Here is a 17,085-nt window from a genome sequence, read left to right as displayed (position 1 = left end):
GTGGTGGGCGAAGCATGATCGGTAACGGCATCGCCTGGGGGCGCCATACCATCATCGAAGAGGGCGAGCTGCAGCGCGACACCCTGCAGCTGCGCGTCGACCACTATATCGTCGCCGGCCCGGACGGGCGGCCTTTGCCGGGCCGGTTCCCGACCCTCGAAGCGGCCAAGACCTTCGTCGAGCAGCGCGAGGCCTGACAACGCGCAATTTATGAACGAACGGTGTCATCGGGGCAAAAAAGCCGTTGACACCCCGGGCGCAATCCCTAAAATGGCGCCCACTTCGCAACGCGAACCTGGGTGGTTAGCTCAGCTGGGAGAGCATCTGCCTTACAAGCAGAGGGTCGGCGGTTCGATCCCGTCACCACCCACCAGATTTTGCAGTACGCACGACAGACTGTGCGGTAAAGAGTTTGGAGCGGTAGTTCAGTTGGTTAGAATACCGGCCTGTCACGCCGGGGGTCGCGGGTTCGAGTCCCGTCCGCTCCGCCATCTTCATGATCTTTCTCGTTTTCCGTTTGGATTTATGGCGACGCCGGCTTAGCCCGCGTCGCCTTTTTGTTTGTCTGAACCTTTCCCGCCGACACCGTTCTAACCCCCTGTAGCCCCTGTTCGCGGCCGCGATTGTCATCAAGCCGTCACGGGCGCTGCTCTAACCTTACCGATGAACACACTGAAACAGGCCCCCGTGGGCCGAATGGAGTATCCCTATGGATGAATATCTGGAAGACCAACTGGAAGAAAAGCTGTGGCTGGAAAGCCTCGACGACCTGGACGACGACGTCGCCGATGACGGAGTCGAGCTTTGATGCCCCGGCGACAAGCCTCAAGCTTCAAGCCTCAAGCAAGCCGTGCCACCCCGGAGTTTTCAGCTTGTAGCTTGTAGCTTGCAGCTTGAAGCCCGCCCCCGAACACTCCCCCCGATTCAGTAACCCCCACGGCATCTCGCCGCCCCCCCGCGATAAAAGGTCCCTTTTTGGTGACCGGCTTCCTTGTTTTGCCCTTACCGCTGTGAATATGCTGCGGCTGGGAACGTCTGGACTTTTTTCAGCGCTGAATCTGACGGGCAGCGGCAAGGAGTGACGCATACCGTCACTGGCCGCGCGGATAACAGCGAAGAAATAACAACGAAGGGAAGGCTTATGGCGGGTTCGTCAGTGACCTCCGAAGCGGTGCTGTTCTATTGCGAGAAGGGCATCAGCAAAAGCATGTTGTACGCCGATTTCGAAGCCATTCTGGACGGCATGGTGGGGGTGCCCGAGTTTGCCGGTAAGGAAATGCGCGGCGCTTATTGCCTGGTCAACGGCCGGTTGCGGGCCAAGGCCATGGTGCTTTTTCTGATCGATTTCGACGCCGACGGCATGGCCGACACCACTTGGAATGTGCCCCTGCGACACCTGGCGGAACACGGTGGCCCGGGCCCGGACATGGGCGCCGGTCCGATTCGTCTGGCCTGCCGCAGCCAGTGTCCGGTGGCCTGGCACCAGGACCAGCTGTGGGACCCGGTGATGAAGCCCGGCGCCAATGATTTCGTGGCGGCCCGGGATCTGCTGCGCAGCCGGGGCTCGAAGATGGGCCTGGAAGTGGATGACGATCTGCCGCCGCCGACGGCGGCGGTGCCCACCCTGTCCGGCGAGGACGTGCCCACGGTGCGACCCGCCGACGGCGCCAGGAGCAAGAACGACGACGAGGAGCGGGTGCGTCTGGCGCGCACCATCAAGGAACTGCGGCTGTGCATCCACACCCTGGAAACCGGGCAGAAAGAGGAGATGGCCCAGCTCCGCTATGCCCAGCAGCAGAAGGAAGAGATTCTCAGCGCCCAGCTGGAAAAGGTGCTGATGCAGTTCAAAACCCTGAAATCCCAGAACGCGGCGCTGCGTGAGCAGAACGGCTCGCTCAAGGCGCAGGTGGAGTCCCTGAACCGCAGCCTGGAAGAGCACGCCGGCCGTAACGCGGAGCAGGGCAGCGAGGTGGAGCGCCTGGCCGAGCAGTACAAGCTGTCCCTGGAACAGCGCCTGGAGGAAGAGCGCGCCCGCTTGGCCGATGAGATCCACAGCCGTGAAATGGATGTGCTCAACCGCGACGACCTGGTCAACCAGCTGCGCGCGGAAATCTCCGAGCTCAAGCGCGACCAGATGAAGGTGGCCCACTCCGGCGGCCAGAAAATCCTCGATAAGCTGGAGAACCTGGGCCTCAGCTTTATCGCCTTTCACCCGGGGGCCGGGCATGTGTCCGTGGCCGCCGACCAGATCGCCGATTATATGGACAACCCGGTGGCCTTCGCCGCCCGCAAGTGCCTGGTCACCGAGGACCACTACCGGGCCTGGCTGGCGCACTACGAAAACCCGGTGTGCCAGGTGTCGGTGGGCCCGGACCAGGCCTGCTGCGGCAAGCGCGTGATCCGCGTGGACGTGCCCAATCAGTTCAAGCCGGGGGTGTCGGATTGCAACTCCAACCGCTGTCCGCACTGCCGGTCGGATTCGTCCATCGATAACGTACTCCGGTTCCGCTAAACAAGGGTCGCGGAAGGACCTGGCCGCGAGTTGGTAAGTTTTTTGCAGGTACAGGCAGGTTAGTCAGCCCCATAAAGGGCGGGCGGACCGCGACACAAGAATGAATCAGGGGGAGCTCGAATGGCTCGTGAATCCATCGACAAGAGTCTGCTGCAGACCTTCGTGCCGGTGAACGCCCTGTCGGGCGATCAGCTGGACTGGCTGCTGGATCAGCAGGAAGTGCGCCGCTACGAGGCCGGCGATGTGCTGTTCCGTCAGGGGGACCGGGACAACACCACCATTTATCTGCTGAGCGGCGAAGTGGAGCTGTTCAGCGAGCACGGCGAGCGCACCGTGGTGAGTGCCGGCGACAGCGCGTCCTGGCACCCGCTGGGCCATTTCCAGCCGCGCCGGGACGACTGCAAGGCGGTCGGCGAGGTGAGCGTGGTGCGCTTCGACAGCTTCCGGCTGGACACCATCCTGTCCTGGGACCAGTCCGCCGGCTATGTGATCCTCGACATCAATGCCAACGCCGCCTACCAGCACGACCGGGAGTGGATGATCCGGCTGCTTAAATCCAAGCTGTTCCACCGGGTGCCGCCGGCCAATATCCTGGAAATTTTCCGCCGCCTGCGGGCGCGCCGCTGCAAGGAGGGCGAAGCCATCGTCACCCAGGGCGAGCAGGCGGATTGCTGCTACATCATCAAGGAAGGGGTGTGCGAAGTGGCGATCACCCTGGGCGGTAAAAGCAGCGAAGCCATGCCGGTGGCGATGCTCGAGGAGGGCCAGTGGTTCGGCGAGGAGGCGCTGCTTTCCGGCAAGCCCCGCAACGCCACCGTGACCATGGCCACCGACGGTGTGCTGATGCGCCTGGACCGCCAGGACTTCGACGCTCTGCTGCGCGAACCGGTGATCCACACCCTGGACCCGGCGGACGCCCGCGAGCGCATCGAGGAGGGCGCCCGCTGGCTGGATGTGCGCACCGCCGACGAGTTCGACCAGCAGCACCTGGCCGGCGCCACCAATATTCCGCTTGGCGCGCTGCGCCTGAAATCCCGGCTGCTCGACCCCGCCGGCCGCTACGTGGCCTACTGCGACACCGGTCGGCGTAGCGCCACCGCCGCCTTTCTGCTAAAAAACGCCGGACTGGATGTGTTCGTGCTGGATGGCGGTCTGAATAACAATGCTGATACCCTGCAGGACTATCTGAAATAGCACGCCGACGGCGTCTACTTAGTTGCAGGAACAACGTGTCCCAGGAAAAATTTCGCAATATCGGTCTGATCGCGCGCACCGAGAGTGAACAAACGCTGTATTCGGTGCGGCAGCTGATCCACTTTCTGCACGGTCGCGACTGCACCGTGATCCTCGACCGGGCGATCGCCGGCAGCCTCCCGGAATCCGGCCTGCAGGCCGCCAAGGCCTCGCAAATGGGCGACGCCTGTGATCTGGTGATCGTGGTGGGCGGCGACGGCAGCCTGCTGGGCGCGGCCCGCGATCTGGCCCGCTTCGACGTGCCGGTGCTGGGCATCAACCGCGGCCATCTGGGCTTTCTCACCGACATTCTGCCCTCGGAGATCGAATCCCGGGTCGGCCAGGTGCTGGACGGCGACTACACCACCGAGCGCCGCTTCCTGCTGGATATGGAAGTACGGCGCGGCAAGACCGTGATGGGGGAGGGCAGCGCCCTCAACGACGTGGTGCTGCTCTCCGGTGACAGCGTCCACATGATCGACTTCGAGCTCACCATCGACGGCCTGTTCGTGTACGGCCAGCGCTCCGACGGCCTGATCATTTCCACGCCCACCGGCTCCACCGCCTACGCCCTGTCCGGCGGCGGGCCGATCATGCACCCGCGCCTGGACGCCATGGTGCTGGTGCCGCTCAACCCCCACACCCTGACCAGCCGGCCGCTGGTGGTGGACGGCAACAGCGAGATCAAGATCCACATCACCACCGAGAAGGTGAACCCGCTGGTCAGCTGCGACGGCACCGCCGGCATCCGCCTGCAGGCCGAGGACGTGATCGCGATCCGCAAGAAGCCCCACCGCCTGCGGCTGATCCACCCGCCGGGCCACGATTTTTACCAGGCCTGCCGTTCCAAGCTGGGCTGGAGCACCCGCCCCGGTGACGGCAACTAGCCGCAAGCTTCACTTGCATCCTGTATCCTAAGCCCCATTACTCCACGCACAGCGATTGACAGGTAGATAGGTACGCCATGGCTTCTTCCCCTTCCTTCGAGGATCTTATCGACGGCATGACCCTGGAGGTGTGGCACAACATGCGCACCGCGGTGGAGACCGGCCGCTGGCCGGACGGCCGCCGGGTCAGCGACGAGCAGCGCGCCTTGTGCATGCAGGCGGTGATCGCCTGGGAAGTGCGCAATCTGCCCGAGGAAGAACGTAGCGGTTACGTCCCCAGTAACTGCAAGAGCGCCGACAGCGAGGCCCCGGACCAACCGGTGGACCTGCGCCCCGCGCGACGACCCGGAGAACATTGATGAGAGACGGCAACCCCGCGCCGGTCACCCGGCTCACCGACTACCGCCCGCCGGCCTGGCTGGTGGATCACACCCGCCTGGACGTGGACCTGCGTGACGGCCACGCCACCGTCACCGCCGAGCTGGCGGTGCGCCGCAATCCCGCCCGTGACGACCGCCCGGGCGAGCTGGTGCTGGACGGCGAACATCTGGAGCTGCTTTCCCTGAGCGTGGACGACCGTCCGCTCGGCGAGCAGGACTACCGGCTTGAGGAAGGCCGGCTCACGGTGTCGGGCGTGCCGGAGCAGTTCACCCTGACCTCCAGGGTGCGCATCCATCCGGAGAGCAACACCGCCCTGGAAGGGCTGTACCGCTCCAACGGCATGTACTGCACCCAGTGCGAAGCGGAAGGCTTCCGCCGCATCACCTTTTTCCCGGACCGGCCGGACGTGCTCAGCCGGTTCACCACCACCATCCACGCCGACCGGGCCGCCTATCCGCTGTTGCTCTCCAACGGTAACCCGGTGGACGGCGGCGACGAGGACGGTGGCCGCCACTTCGCCACCTGGGACGACCCCTTCCCCAAGCCCTGCTATCTGTTCGCGCTGGTGGCCGGCGATCTGGCCTGCCTGGAAGACAGCTTCCGCACCGCCTCCGGCCGGAACGTGGCGCTGCGCCTGTACGCCGAGCACCGCGATCTGGACAAGCTGGGCCACGCCATGGATTCCCTGAAGCGGGCCATGGCCTGGGACGAGCAGGTGTTCGGCCGCGAGTACGACCTGGATATCTTCCAGGTGGTGGCGGTCAGCCACTTCAACATGGGCGCCATGGAAAACAAGGGCCTGAACATCTTCAACACCTCCTGCGTGCTGGCCCATCCGGCCACCACCACGGACGCCGGCTTCGAGCGGGTGGAATCGGTGGTCGCCCATGAGTACTTCCACAACTGGAGCGGCAACCGGGTGACCTGCCGGGACTGGTTCCAGCTCAGCCTCAAGGAAGGCTTCACGGTGTTCCGTGACCAGGAATTCTCCTCGGACATGAACTCCCGCGCGGTGACCCGGGTGGAGAACGTGGATTTCCTGGTCAACCATCAGTTTCCGGAAGACCAGGGCCCCATGGCGCACCCGGTGCGGCCCTCGGAATATCAGAAGATCGACAACTTCTACACCCTCACCGTCTACGAGAAAGGCTCGGAAATCGTGCGCATGCAGCACGAGCTGCTGGGCGCGGAGGATTTCCGCCGCGCCAGCGATCTCTACTTCGAGCGGTTCGACGGCCAGGCGGTGACCTGCGACGACTTCGTCGCCTGCATGGAAGAGGTGTCCGGCCTGGACCTGAGCCAGTTCAAGCGCTGGTACAGCCAGGCGGGCACGCCGCTGGTGACCGCCTCCGACCGTTTCGCCGACGGCGAATACCAGCTCACGCTGCGCCAGGAAACGCCGCCCACCCCGGGGCAGAGCGACAAGCAGCCGCTGATGATTCCGGTCAAGCTGGCGCTGCTCGACGGCCAGGGCCGCGCGCTGCCGCTGGACGACAGCGGCGCCACCGAAACCGTGGTGATCCTGCGTGACGGCGAGCAGACCTTCCGTTTCCCGGTGGCCACGGACCGCATCCCGACGCCGTCGCTGCTGCGCGGCTTCTCGGCGCCGGTGTCGCTGCGCTACCCGTTCAAGGAAGCGCAGCTGATCACGCTGCTGGCCCACGACAGCGACGGCTTCTGCCGCTGGGACGCGGCGCAGCGGCTCTATTTCGCCGCCCTGGCGCGGATCATCGACGACGGCGAGGACGCCGCCGCGCAGCTCGACCGGCTCACCCCGGTGCTGGAGCAGGTGATCCAGCGCGCCGGTGAAGACCCGGCGGAGGCCGCGCTGCTGCTCACCCTGCCCACCGAAACCGCGGTCGGCGACCGGCACACGCCGTTGCGCCCGCAGGCCGTGCACGACGCCCTCAGCGCCCTGCGCGCCGGCCTCGGCGAGGCCCTGGCGGCGTCCTGGTGGCGTCTGGTGGAGGAACTGGCGGAACCGGAATACCGCGCCGACGGCGAGGCCATGGGCAAACGCCGTCTGCGTCAGGTGGCGCTGGCGTACCTGTCCGCCGCCGCCGGCGCCGGCCGTGGCGACCGCGACAAACTGGTGGCGCAACTGCAGGCCATGCTGGACACCCCGACCTGCATGACCGAGGAACTGGGCGCCCTGCGCGCCCTGGTGCACAACCAGCTGCCCGGTGCCGAGCCGGCGCTGGCGGCCTTCGCCCAGCACTGGCGCGACGAGGCCCTGGTGATGGATCAGTGGTTCGCGGTGCAGGCCACCGTGCCCGGCGCCGATACCGTGGCGCGGGCGGAGGGCCTGCTGGCCCACGATGCCTTTGAATGGACGCTGCCCAACCGGGTGCGCGCCGTGGTCGGCACCCTGGTCAACGGCAACCCGTCCGCGTTCCACGCGCCGGACGGCAGCGGCTATGCGTTCTTCGCTCGGGCGCTGAAAAAGCTCGACGGCATCAACCCGCAGATCGCCGCGCGGCTGGCCAACGGCGCCGCCCGCCTGCAGCGCCTGGAGCCGGCCCTGGCCGAGCAGCTGAGCGCCGCCCTGCGCGAGCTGCGTCCCGCCGCTTCCGCCAACCTGGCCGAGGTCCTCGACCGCATCCTGTAACGTGGTCCCGGCTCCCGGTATAATCCGCGCCGCCAACCGAGGAGCCGCCACCCATGCTTTACCAGCTTGCCCGTCCCGCCCTGTTCGCCCTGTCCGGGGAGCAGGCCCACGACCTGACCCTCGCCGCGCTGCGCCGGGGCGCCGGCAGGCTCTATCCGGCGCGGGTGCCGGCGCGGCCGGTGCGGGTGATGGGGCTGGATTTCCCCAACCCGGTGGGGCTGGCGGCGGGCCTGGATAAGAACGGCGACTGCATCGACGGCCTGGCGGCGCTGGGCTTCGGCAGCATCGAGGTGGGCACCGTCACCCCGCGCCCGCAGCCGGGCAACCCCAAGCCCCGCCTGTTCCGGCTGCCGCCGGCCGGGGCGCTGATCAACCGCATGGGGTTTAACAACCACGGCGTTGACGCCCTGGTGAACAACGTGCGCGCGGCCCGTTTCCAGGGCGTGCTGGGCATCAACATCGGCAAGAACAAGGACACCCCGGCGGAGCAGGCGGTGGACGACTATCGGCTCTGCCAGGACAAGGTGCACGGCCTGGCCGGCTACCTGGTGGTCAACGTCTCCTCGCCGAACACCCCCGGCCTGCGCGACCTGCAGCACGGCGACGCCCTGGACCGCCTGCTCGGCACCCTGCGCGAGGCGCAGACCCGCCTGGATCAGCAGCGCGGCGTGACCGTGCCGCTGGTGATCAAGATCGCGCCGGACAACAGCGAAGAGGAACTGGCGGCCATGGCGGAGGCGTTCGTGCGCCACGGCATCGACGGCGTCTGCGTGGGCAACACCACCCTGGAACGGCCCGGCGTGGCGCACCTGCGCCACGGCGACGAGCAGGGCGGCCTGAGCGGCGCGCCCCTGAAGCCGATCGCCGACCGGGCCCTGGCCACCATGGCCAAGGCCCTGGACGGCCGCATTCCGATCATCGGGGTGGGCGGCATCAGCGGCGCCGGCGACGCCCTCGACAAGCGGCGTCTGGGCGCCTCGCTGGTGCAGGTCTATTCGGGCCTCATTTACCAGGGCCCCGGGCTGGTCGGGGACATTGTCCGCGCCTGGTAGGTTTTTAAAGGTGGCAAAAGAAAAGGGCCCGGGAGGGGCCCTGTGGGGTCGACGCGCGAAGCGCCGGCGCTGATCGAAAACAGGTTTTGTGCAATGTCCTCTTAACGCGAAATAACGATTAGGTGACGTCTTTCAAATTCTGGATGCCGGCCACGCCGACCATGCCTTGTACCTGATTCGTGCGGCCCTCGCGCCAACCGCTCATCCAGTGGGTGCGGGCCTGCAATGCGCCGAAGGGGCAAAAGTCCCTGGGCCTGCCTTGAAATCCGGCCAGGTACCCCCGGCTGTAAGCTCTTTCATCACGACTGCGTTTCTGTCTTTTCATAGACACGATCCTCTTGGCTTGTACGCCTGTTGGCTTATTCGCAGTGCCGCTTTGCCGATTGCGGCGACGGTCAGTAAGCTGCGGCCCCCCGGTCACCTTTTCGAAGGGCCACGCTTTGAGTATGTGAAAGGGGGAAGAGGGTGTCGAATAACATGTCGCCATAATGGTGGCGCCGTTTAAGCGTGTGACGAATAATGGTCCAACCGATGAATTTTTCATTTCCGTCTTTAAAACAGGCACTTGCAGGGCAAAACCCATGGATTTCGTAATTACCTGTCTGCCCGGCCTGGGCCCCTTGCTCGCCGACGAGCTCACCGAATTGGGCATCTCGGTAACAGATCCGGGTAACGCCCATGTGGGGATTCAGGGCCTGCAGCAGGACGCCCTGCGGGCCTGCCTGTGGTCGCGCCTGGCGGAGCGGGTGCTGGTGCCGCTGGCGGAACTGGACGTGACCCCGGACCAGGCGCCGGAGCGGCTGGCGGCGGCGGTGGACTGGCGGGCCCTGGTGCCGCCCGGCGTGGACCTGCATCTGAGCCTGGACCACGGCAAGGGCGTGCGCGGCGACAGCCGCGTCAGCGGCAAGCGGCTGCTGCGTGCCTTGCCGCCGGAGATCGGCCAGGCCCGGCGCGAGGAGGGCGCCTGCGCGGTGCGTGCCCGGCTGGACGAAAACAGCGCCCGCCTGTGGCTGGACCTGGCCGGCACGCCGCTGCACCGGCGTGGTTACCGGCTGGCCGGCGGCCGGGCGCCGCTGCGCGAGAATCTGGCGGCGGCGTTGCTGCGCGCCGGCGGCTGGCACCGCGAGGAGCGGCCGGCGGCGTTGCTGGACCCGTTCTGCGGCAGCGGCACCCTGGTGATCGAGGCGGCCTGGATGGCCGCCGGCGTGGCGCCCGGCGCGCTGCGCCGCGAGTACGGCTTCCAGGCCTGGCGCGGCTGCCGCAAGCCGCTCTGGGAAGAGGCCCTGCGCGAAGCCGCCGCCAGCCTGGAGGGCGGGCTCAAGGGCCTGCCGTCGCTGAAGGGCTTCGACGCCGACCCGGACACCATTCAGTACGCGCTGCACAACGCCGAGCGCGCCGGGGTGCGCCGGCGGGTGCATTTCGAGCGGCGCGAGCTGGGCGCCCTGCGCGGCCGTGATTTCGCCGACCAGGGGCTGCTGGCCACCAACCCGCCCTGGGGCGAACGGCTGGACGAGCAGACCAGCGCCGCCTGGCTGTACGCCGGCCTGGGCCGCATCCTCGGCGAGAAGGCGCCGGCCTGGACGGCGGTGATGCTGGGCGCGGACGTGGCCGCGCTGGACCGCTCCGGCATGGACATGACCCAGCAGTGGAAGGTGCGCAACGGCGCGTTGAACAATTTTATCCGCGTCAGCCGGCCGCGCCCGCCGGCGCCGCAGCCGCCGCTGCGGGTCGGCGACGCGCCCGGTTTCGAGCTGCCGGAACCGGCCATGCCGCTGTTCAACCGCCTGCGCAAGAACGGCAAGCACCTGCGCCGCTGGCTGGAGCGCGAGGACATTCAGGCCTACCGCCTCTACGACCGGGACCTGCCGGAATTCAACGTGGCGGTGGACGTGTACGGCGATCAGGCGCTGGTGCAGGAGTTCAAGGCGCCCAAGACCGTCGACGAGGACAAGGCGAAACAGCGCCGCCAGTGGGCGGTGAGCGCGGTGCGCGCGGCCCTGGGCGTGCACCGCGAGCAGGTGCACCTGCGCACCCGCGAGCGGCAGAAGGGCAACCGCCAGTACCAGAAGCTGGACGGCCAGGGCCAGTACCGGGTGGTGCGCGAGGGCCAGGCGCGCCTGCTGGTGAACCTGAACGACTATCTGGACACCGGCCTGTTCCTGGACCACCGCCCGCTGCGGCTGCGGCTCGCCGAGGAGTGCGCCGGCAAGCGCTTCCTCAACCTGTTCGCCTACACCGGCGCGGCCAGCGTGCAGGCGCTGGTGGGCGGCGCCCGCCGGGCGGTGACGGTGGACGCCTCGCGACGCTACCTGGACTGGGCGGCCTGCAATCTGGCGGTGAACGGCTTTTCCAGCGAGGCGCACCCGCTGGTGCGCGCCGACGCCATGGCCTGGCTGGAGGACTGCCAGGAGCAGTTCGACGTGGTGTTCTGCGATCCGCCCACCTTCTCCAACAACAAGTCCCGCCAGGACTTCGTGGTCCAGGAGCACCACGGCGAGCTGATCCGGCGCATCATGAAGCGCCTGGAGCCCGGCGGCGTGCTCTACTTTTCCTGCAACTTCCGCCGCTTCGAGCTGGAGGAAAGCATCGCCCGCTGGTATCAGGTGGAGGACCTGACCGCCTGGAGCCTGCCGGAGGACTTCCGCCGCAACAGCGCCATCCACCATTGCTACGCGATCCGACACGGAACCCTTTGATGACCGTCGTGCTATACACCACCCTGGGCTGCCACCTGTGCGACCAGGCCCGCGACCTGCTGCTCACCGTGAACCCGGAAATCGATATTCACGCGGTGGATATCGCCGAGGACGATACCCTTATCGCGGAGTACGGCGAGCGTATCCCGGTGCTGCGCCACGGCGACCGCGAGCTCGCCTGGCCGTTCGGGTTGCTCGACATTCAGGCGCTGCTTTCGGAGTAAAGATGGAAAAGATTACCGTTAAGAAACTCAACGGACGGCACGTGGAAAAGGTGCTGCTGCGGTCGGTGACGCTGTCGATCTGCATCGTGCAGGTGGAGATCGACGGCGTGAGCTACCACGTGGTGGACGAGAAAGGCCAGATCGTGCGCTTTAACGGCGCCGAGCACGCCAACAACGTGCTCGGCAAGATGACCACCGACAAGGCGGTGCTGGTGCACAACTCGCCCTACGCGGAAATGGCCGGCCAGCCCGAAGACGGCCCGCAACCGCCGCTGGAAGTCGACTTCAACTGGCGGGCAGAGAAAGCCTGAGAAAAGCGCGGGTATTGGCAAAGGTACGCGCCGCCAAGTCTGCTTCACTCTCGCCGCGCAGACCGGCGACGCGCCGCCCGATCCAGGGCAGATAGCAGGGCTCATTGCGGCGCTTGCGCGGTGGCTTCTCCGGCAGATCCCGGGGCAGCAGATAGGGCGCGTCGGTTTCCAGCAGCAGGCGGTCGCCGGGAATCTCCGGCACCAGCGCCGCCAGGGCGCAGCCGCGCCGCTCATCGCACACCCAGCCGGTGATGCCGATGTGGCAATCCAGATCCAGGTAGTCGAACAGGGCCTCGCGCTGATCGGTGAAGCAGTGCACCACGGCGGCGGGCAGCTTGTGCCGCCAGGCTTTCAGAATCGGCAGGAAACGGTGGTGGGCGTCGCGCTGATGCAGGAACACCGGCTTGCCGGCCTCGGCGGCCAGCGCCAGCTGTGCCTCGAAGGCGCTTTCCTGGTCGTCCCGGGGCGAGAAGTCGCGGTTGAAGTCCAGGCCCATCTCCCCGGCCGCCGCCACCTCGGGGTGCGCCAGCAGCCCGGCCAGCGCGTGGCCGGCCTCGGCGTCGAAAAAGCGGGCGTTGTGCGGGTGAATGCCGGCGGTGGCGAACAGGGCCGGGCCGGCGTCGGCCCATTGCCGGCACAGCGCCACGGCGGCTTCCGACTCCGGCACACTGGTGCCGGTGAGCAACATCAGGGCCACGCCGCTGTCGGCGGCGCGGGCCAGCACCTGCTCACTGTCTTCGGCGAACTGCTTGTCGCCAAGATTGACGCCGATGTCCGCCCAGCGCGGGCCGTGCTCCGGCATGCCGCTCATCCGTGGCTGGGCTGGGGTTGTCCAAGGCGCGCGTTGAGGCGCTCGCGCAGGTCTTCCACCCGGCGCCGGTTGGCGCCCAGGTCCCAGTAACCTATGCGCGAGGCGGAGCGCACGTCGATCAGACCGTCGTCGTGCACGTACAGGGTCACATCATCAACGAACCGCAGAATCCGGCTGGTGAAGCGGGCCTGAATGCGGGCCGGACCGATCCGCTCGTAGGCCACCCTGGGCAGGGTGTCGAGCACCTCTTCCAGCATCGCCAGGCTGTCGGCGCGGTTGCCGGCGCCGGGCAGCGGCGCCACCCGGTGGCGTTCGTCCTCGGCAAGGCTCGACACGCAGTTCGGCGCGGACGGGCAGGGGGCTAGCAAACGGGTGTCCGACATACGGTTCTGTCTCTCACTACTCTCGTTACTGGCGTCGTCGCCGGCGCCGGCGTTGCCCTGGCAGGCGGCCAGAGCGATGCCCAGCAACAGGGTCGCCAGAAGGCGGTTAACGGTGTCAATGCGCATTGGGATCACGGATCAGACCCACGAAAATACCCTCGATCATCAGCTCGTCGGCGGCCACGCGGATCGGCGCGTAGGCGTCGTTGGCCGGCAGCAGCGTGGCGCTGGAGCGGTTCAGTTTAAGGGTTTTCACCGTGACTTCATCGTCAATGCGCGCCACCACGATCTCGCCGGACCGGGCGGTCTGGCTTTTGCGAACCGCGATCAGGTCACCGTCGAAAATGCCGGCTTCGATCATGCTATCGCCCTGGACCTTGAGAAGATAGGTGGGGCGCTGGCGAAACAGCCCCTGGGGCACCGGCACGGTGCGCTCCACGTTTTCGATCGCCTCGATCGGGGTACCGGCGGCGACCTTGCCCACCACCGGCACCTCATCGCCCATCTCCAGGGCCAGATCGAGAAGCTGGATGCCCCGCGAGCGGTCGCCGTGCAGGCGGATGTAGCCCTTGCGCTCCAGGGCGCGCAGGTGGTCGGACGCGGCGTTCTTCGATTGAAAGCCCATGCGTTCGGCGATTTCAGCCCGGGTCGGGGCCATGCCGGTCTCCATCTGGGACGCACGAATGCAATCGAGAACCTGCTGTTGGCGTGCGGTTAATGCGATGCTCATGTCGGCCTCCTCGGGCACGGTTCCGCTGTTACGTACACTGATAATACGGACAGTGTAATATGTCCAGTGGTTTTTTGCACCGTACGAGTGAACAGGGCCTGTTCGGCGGTGGCAATCCGGGAAACGTTCGGGCTAGGATGAGGCCGCCATACACGGGGAAGAGGGGAGACATGAAGCACGCCCAATGGCAGGAATCGGATCACGCGCGGGTGGAGGCACTGCTTTCCGGCGTGCCGTTTTTCAACGAGGTGGCGCGTGACGACGCGGACCAGCGGGCGCTGCTTCTGGCGCGCACGGAAATCATCGAGGCCGGGCCCGGTGACCGGGTGATCCGCGCCGGGGAAGTGGAATCGTCACTGTACTTTCTGCTGCGCGGCCAGCTGGTGGTGCAGGGCGAGAGCGCCGACGGCGCACCCTCGGCGGTGCTGTATTACGTGTCCCCCGGCGAGGTGTTCGGCACCCTGTCCATGCTGCTGGGCACCGCCCGCAGCGCCACCATCCGCGTGGCGGACGCCGCCCGCGAGGCGGTGATGGCGAAGCTGGAATTCACCGATTTCGACCGCCCCGACTCGCCCTACACGCTGGCCACCCGGCTGGCGTTCTTCCATATGCTGGTGCATCAGATCCGCTGGGCGGTGGAAGTGCAGCGGATGCAGGCGCCGGACCAGGAGCTGGTGGCGGCGCTGCGTAAGGTGCCGATCTTCACCGGCCCCCGGGACAGCGACGAAGAGCTGGCCGCGCTCAAAACGCAAGCCCGCGAACTCGCCGGGCTGCTTTACAGGTGGAACACTAAGCCGCCCAGCGCCACTGGTAACGCCCAACTCACCTAATGGCACCCTGTGGGAGCGGGCCTTGCCCGCGAAAGGGCGCCGCCAGGCCGCCCGGCAGGATACCAGAGACCTTGTTGGCGGCTTCATAAAAGAGCCTCTGGGATCCTGCCGGGAGCTTTGCTCCCTTTCGCGGGCAAGGCCCGCTCCCACAGGGCCCGCTCCCACAAAGCTTGGCTCCCTGAAGCCTCAGAGGCTCCGATCCGGCTAGCTTTCCTTCTTGCGCTTGTCCATTTTCACGGCGAGCACGTCGCAGTGGGCGCCGGGCACCAGGCCGCGCGCGGTGGAGCCGAGCAGCAGGGCGAGGCCGCTGCGGGTGTGGCTGCCGACCACGATCAGATCGGCGCCGATGTCGTCGGCCTTGTCGAGGATGGTTTTTTCGATCGACCCCAGTTCCACATGGATGCGGCTTTCCGGAATCCGGTAGTGGCCGGCGTATTCCAGCGCCGTGTCGCGGGCCTGCTTGACCAGGCCGCTTTGCAGGTCGGTGACGTCCATCGGCACGTCGGCGCCGTAGGCCAGCGCCAGCGGTTCGATCACGTGGATCAGGTGTAATTCCCCGTCGGTGCCTTCCTGGACCCCCGCCGCACGGGACAGAACCTCGGCGGATTCGTCGCTGCAATCAATCGCCACCAGTACCTTTCGATAGGGTGAGGTCATGGTGTTCTCCCTTAACCGGCAGAGGTTGTTTTCAGTACCTTCACGCCGAGTATAGCCTTCTCGGCGGGCTCTGCCAGCCCACCGTGAAAGGCGCCGCGACGCCATGGCCGGCGCGGCCTGGAGGGCTTCCGGGCGGCGTCGCCGGCGACCCCGGTGCTTGACCGGACGATACCGGCGCTGTCTAAATAGGCGCCCGCCGGGGTCCGCAAAGGCCCCGGCCCGACCTCTGAGGCGTGTCCTGCCCGGCGAATTTTCACCGCCGTGGCGGTCAGGCCTCAGAGGTTTCTTATGACGCAGCTTCTCATGATCGGGTGAGCAACGAATGGGTAAATCCCTTGTAATCGTGGAATCGCCGGCCAAGGCCAAGACCATTAATCGCTATCTGGGCGATGATTTCGTGGTCAAATCCAGTGTCGGCCATGTGCGTGACCTGCCGGTAAGCGGCGGCGCCAAGACCAGTACCCCCAAGGAGCGGGCCAAAGAAGCGGCCTATACCCGCTCACTGCCGAAGGAGGAGCGTGAAGCCTATAAAAAGAAGAAGGCCCGCGCGCAGCTGATCAACCGCATGGGCGTGGACCCGGACCACGGCTGGCAGGCGCAGTATCAGATCCTGCCGGGCAAGGAAAAGGTGATCGACGAGCTCAAGCGGCTCGCCGGCAGCGCCGACCGCATCTACCTCGCCACTGACTTGGACCGCGAAGGGGAGGCGATCGCCTGGCACCTGCGGGAAGTGATCGGCGGCGACGACCAGCGCTTCGACCGGGTGGTGTTCAACGAGATCACCAAGAAAGCGATCCAGGCCGCCTTCGAGGAGCCGGGCAAGCTCGACATGAGCCGGGTGGAAGCCCAGCAGGCGCGCCGCTTCCTGGACCGGGTGGTGGGCTTCATGATCTCGCCGCTGCTGTGGGAAAAGATCGCCCGCGGCCTGTCCGCCGGCCGGGTGCAATCGGTGGCGGTGGAGCTGGTGGTGGAGCGCGAGCGGGAAATCCGCGCCTTCACCCCGGAAGAGTACTGGGAGCTGCACGCCGACACCCATAACACGGCCAACGCGGCGGACGCCATCCGCATGCAGGTGGCCCGTTACCGGGGCGAGAACTTCCGCCCCAACAACGGCGACGACGCGGAGAAGCACCGCGCCGCCCTGGTGGCCGCCGGCAAGCTCACCATCAGCCAGCGCGAGGAGCGCCCGACCCGCTCCAAGGCGCCGCCTCCCTTTATTACCTCCACCCTGCAGCAGGCCGCCAGCACGCGCCTGGGCTTCGGGGTGAAGAAGACCATGATGATGGCCCAGCGCCTCTACGAGGCCGGCCACATCACCTATATGCGTACCGATTCCACCAACCTGAGCGCGGATGCGGTCAACGACTGCCGCGCCTGGATCGGCGAGCAACTGGGTAACAAGTACCTGCCCGAGCAGCCGCTGCGGTACTCCAACCGCGACGGTGCCCAGGAAGCCCACGAGGCGATCCGCCCCTCGGACGTGAAGCGCGACGCCAGCAACCTCAAGGACATGGAGCGCGACGCCCAGCGCCTTTACGAGCTGATCCGCCGCCAGTTCATCGCCTGCCAGATGCCGCCGGCGGAGTACCTGAGCACCACCATCACCGCCGAGGCCGACGGCTACGAGCTCAAGGCGCGCGGTCGCATCGTCAAGTTCGACGGCTGGACCCGCATCCAGCCCCAGGCGTCGCGCAAGGGCGCCGAGGACACCGTGCTGCCCGATCTCAAGCAGGGCGACGTGCTCGACATCGATCAGGTGGACGCCAACCA

General features: G+C 66.7%; 17 protein-coding genes and 2 tRNA genes. 14 read left to right on the top strand and 5 right to left on the bottom strand.

Annotated elements, in window-relative coordinates; genetic code table 11:
• The 9 genes from ACEQZD_RS05920 to ACEQZD_RS05880 form a co-directional block, all read left to right on the top strand.
• Positions 1-197, top strand: a 197-nt coding sequence (locus ACEQZD_RS05920; RefSeq protein WP_370184562.1) for a hypothetical protein, incomplete at its 5' end; no start/stop codon positions are given.
• A gap of 100 nt (positions 198-297) precedes the next feature.
• Positions 298-373, top strand: a tRNA-Val gene (locus ACEQZD_RS05915).
• Positions 374-414: 41 nt separating this feature from the next.
• Positions 415-491: transfer RNA gene (locus ACEQZD_RS05910), tRNA-Asp, on the top strand.
• Between the two features lie 650 nt (positions 492-1,141).
• Positions 1,142-2,512 (top strand): hypothetical protein, encoded by a 1,371-nt coding sequence (locus tag ACEQZD_RS05905; RefSeq protein ID WP_370184559.1) that lies wholly within the window; start codon positions 1,142-1,144, stop codon positions 2,510-2,512.
• 120 nt (positions 2,513-2,632) lie between these two features.
• Positions 2,633-3,706 carry a cyclic nucleotide-binding domain-containing protein gene (locus ACEQZD_RS05900; protein ID WP_214013867.1) on the top strand — a complete coding sequence of 358 codons (1,074 nt, stop codon included), beginning with the start codon at positions 2,633-2,635 and terminating at the stop codon, positions 3,704-3,706.
• Positions 3,707-3,741: 35 nt separating this feature from the next.
• The gene (locus ACEQZD_RS05895) at positions 3,742-4,632 is read left to right on the top strand and encodes an NAD(+) kinase (protein WP_142949441.1); all 891 of its coding nucleotides are present in this window, start codon (positions 3,742-3,744) and stop codon (positions 4,630-4,632) included.
• Between the two features lie 77 nt (positions 4,633-4,709).
• A complete protein-coding gene (locus ACEQZD_RS05890; protein ID WP_370184557.1) occupies positions 4,710-4,991 on the top strand; it encodes a YeaC family protein in 282 nt (93 codons plus the stop codon).
• Complete coding sequence (pepN, locus tag ACEQZD_RS05885; protein WP_370184555.1) at positions 4,991-7,621, top strand: aminopeptidase N; 2,631 nt, start codon at positions 4,991-4,993, stop codon at positions 7,619-7,621. The genes ACEQZD_RS05890 and pepN overlap by 1 nt, the downstream gene beginning before the upstream one ends.
• Before the next feature lie 53 nt (positions 7,622-7,674).
• Positions 7,675-8,673, top strand: a complete 999-nt coding sequence (locus ACEQZD_RS05880) for a quinone-dependent dihydroorotate dehydrogenase (protein WP_335628556.1) — start codon at positions 7,675-7,677, stop codon at positions 8,671-8,673.
• 118 nt (positions 8,674-8,791) lie between these two features.
• Here the strand turns inward: ACEQZD_RS05880 and rmf are convergent, their stop codons facing one another.
• A complete protein-coding gene (gene rmf / locus ACEQZD_RS05875) occupies positions 8,792-8,998 on the bottom strand; it encodes a ribosome modulation factor (protein WP_142949460.1) in 207 nt (68 codons plus the stop codon).
• Positions 8,999-9,254: 256 nt separating this feature from the next.
• Between rmf and rlmKL the strand changes: the two genes are divergently transcribed.
• The 3 genes from rlmKL to ACEQZD_RS05860 are packed head-to-tail and all read left to right on the top strand — an operon-like array spanning position 9,255 to position 11,904.
• The gene (gene rlmKL / locus ACEQZD_RS05870; protein WP_335628555.1) at positions 9,255-11,369 is read left to right on the top strand and encodes a bifunctional 23S rRNA (guanine(2069)-N(7))-methyltransferase RlmK/23S rRNA (guanine(2445)-N(2))-methyltransferase RlmL; all 2,115 of its coding nucleotides are present in this window, start codon (positions 9,255-9,257) and stop codon (positions 11,367-11,369) included.
• Positions 11,369-11,593: a glutaredoxin family protein gene (locus ACEQZD_RS05865; RefSeq protein ID WP_067611035.1), complete on the top strand. Its 225-nt coding sequence runs from the start codon at positions 11,369-11,371 to the stop codon at positions 11,591-11,593. The genes rlmKL and ACEQZD_RS05865 overlap by 1 nt, the downstream gene beginning before the upstream one ends.
• 2 nt (positions 11,594-11,595) lie before the next feature.
• On the top strand, positions 11,596-11,904 hold the full coding sequence (locus ACEQZD_RS05860; RefSeq protein WP_142949436.1) for a DUF6482 family protein: 309 nt from the start codon (positions 11,596-11,598) through the stop codon (positions 11,902-11,904).
• Here the strand turns inward: ACEQZD_RS05860 and ACEQZD_RS05855 are convergent.
• The 3 genes from ACEQZD_RS05855 to lexA are packed head-to-tail and all read right to left on the bottom strand — an operon-like array spanning position 11,879 to position 13,828.
• Positions 11,879-12,706, bottom strand: coding sequence for a TatD family hydrolase (locus tag ACEQZD_RS05855; protein ID WP_335628553.1), 828 nt, complete (start codon positions 12,704-12,706; stop codon positions 11,879-11,881). The genes ACEQZD_RS05860 and ACEQZD_RS05855 overlap by 26 nt on opposite strands.
• Before the next feature lie 5 nt (positions 12,707-12,711).
• Positions 12,712-13,224: a DUF1499 domain-containing protein gene (locus tag ACEQZD_RS05850; protein ID WP_228548226.1), complete on the bottom strand. Its 513-nt coding sequence runs from the start codon at positions 13,222-13,224 to the stop codon at positions 12,712-12,714.
• Complete coding sequence (gene lexA, locus ACEQZD_RS05845) at positions 13,214-13,828, bottom strand: transcriptional repressor LexA (RefSeq protein WP_142949434.1); 615 nt, start codon at positions 13,826-13,828, stop codon at positions 13,214-13,216. The genes ACEQZD_RS05850 and lexA overlap by 11 nt, the downstream gene beginning before the upstream one ends.
• 170 nt (positions 13,829-13,998) lie before the next feature.
• On the opposite strand from lexA, the gene ACEQZD_RS05840 reads away from it, so the two are divergent.
• Positions 13,999-14,658, top strand: a complete 660-nt coding sequence (locus tag ACEQZD_RS05840; protein WP_142949433.1) for a cyclic nucleotide-binding domain-containing protein — start codon at positions 13,999-14,001, stop codon at positions 14,656-14,658.
• Between the two features lie 204 nt (positions 14,659-14,862).
• Here the strand turns inward: ACEQZD_RS05840 and ACEQZD_RS05835 are convergent, their stop codons facing one another.
• A complete protein-coding gene (locus ACEQZD_RS05835; protein ID WP_142949432.1) occupies positions 14,863-15,315 on the bottom strand; it encodes a universal stress protein in 453 nt (150 codons plus the stop codon).
• 322 nt (positions 15,316-15,637) lie between these two features.
• On the opposite strand from ACEQZD_RS05835, the gene topA reads away from it, so the two are divergent.
• On the top strand, positions 15,638-17,085 hold a 1,448-nt coding region (gene topA / locus ACEQZD_RS05830; protein WP_370184550.1), incomplete at its 3' end, for a type I DNA topoisomerase.

This window comes from Alloalcanivorax sp., assembly GCF_964221125.1.
Taxonomy (GTDB): Bacteria; Pseudomonadota; Gammaproteobacteria; order Pseudomonadales; family Alcanivoracaceae; genus Alloalcanivorax; species Alloalcanivorax venustensis.
Note: the sequence above shows the minus strand (reverse complement) of the source record. Positions and strands in the feature narration are given on the sequence as shown.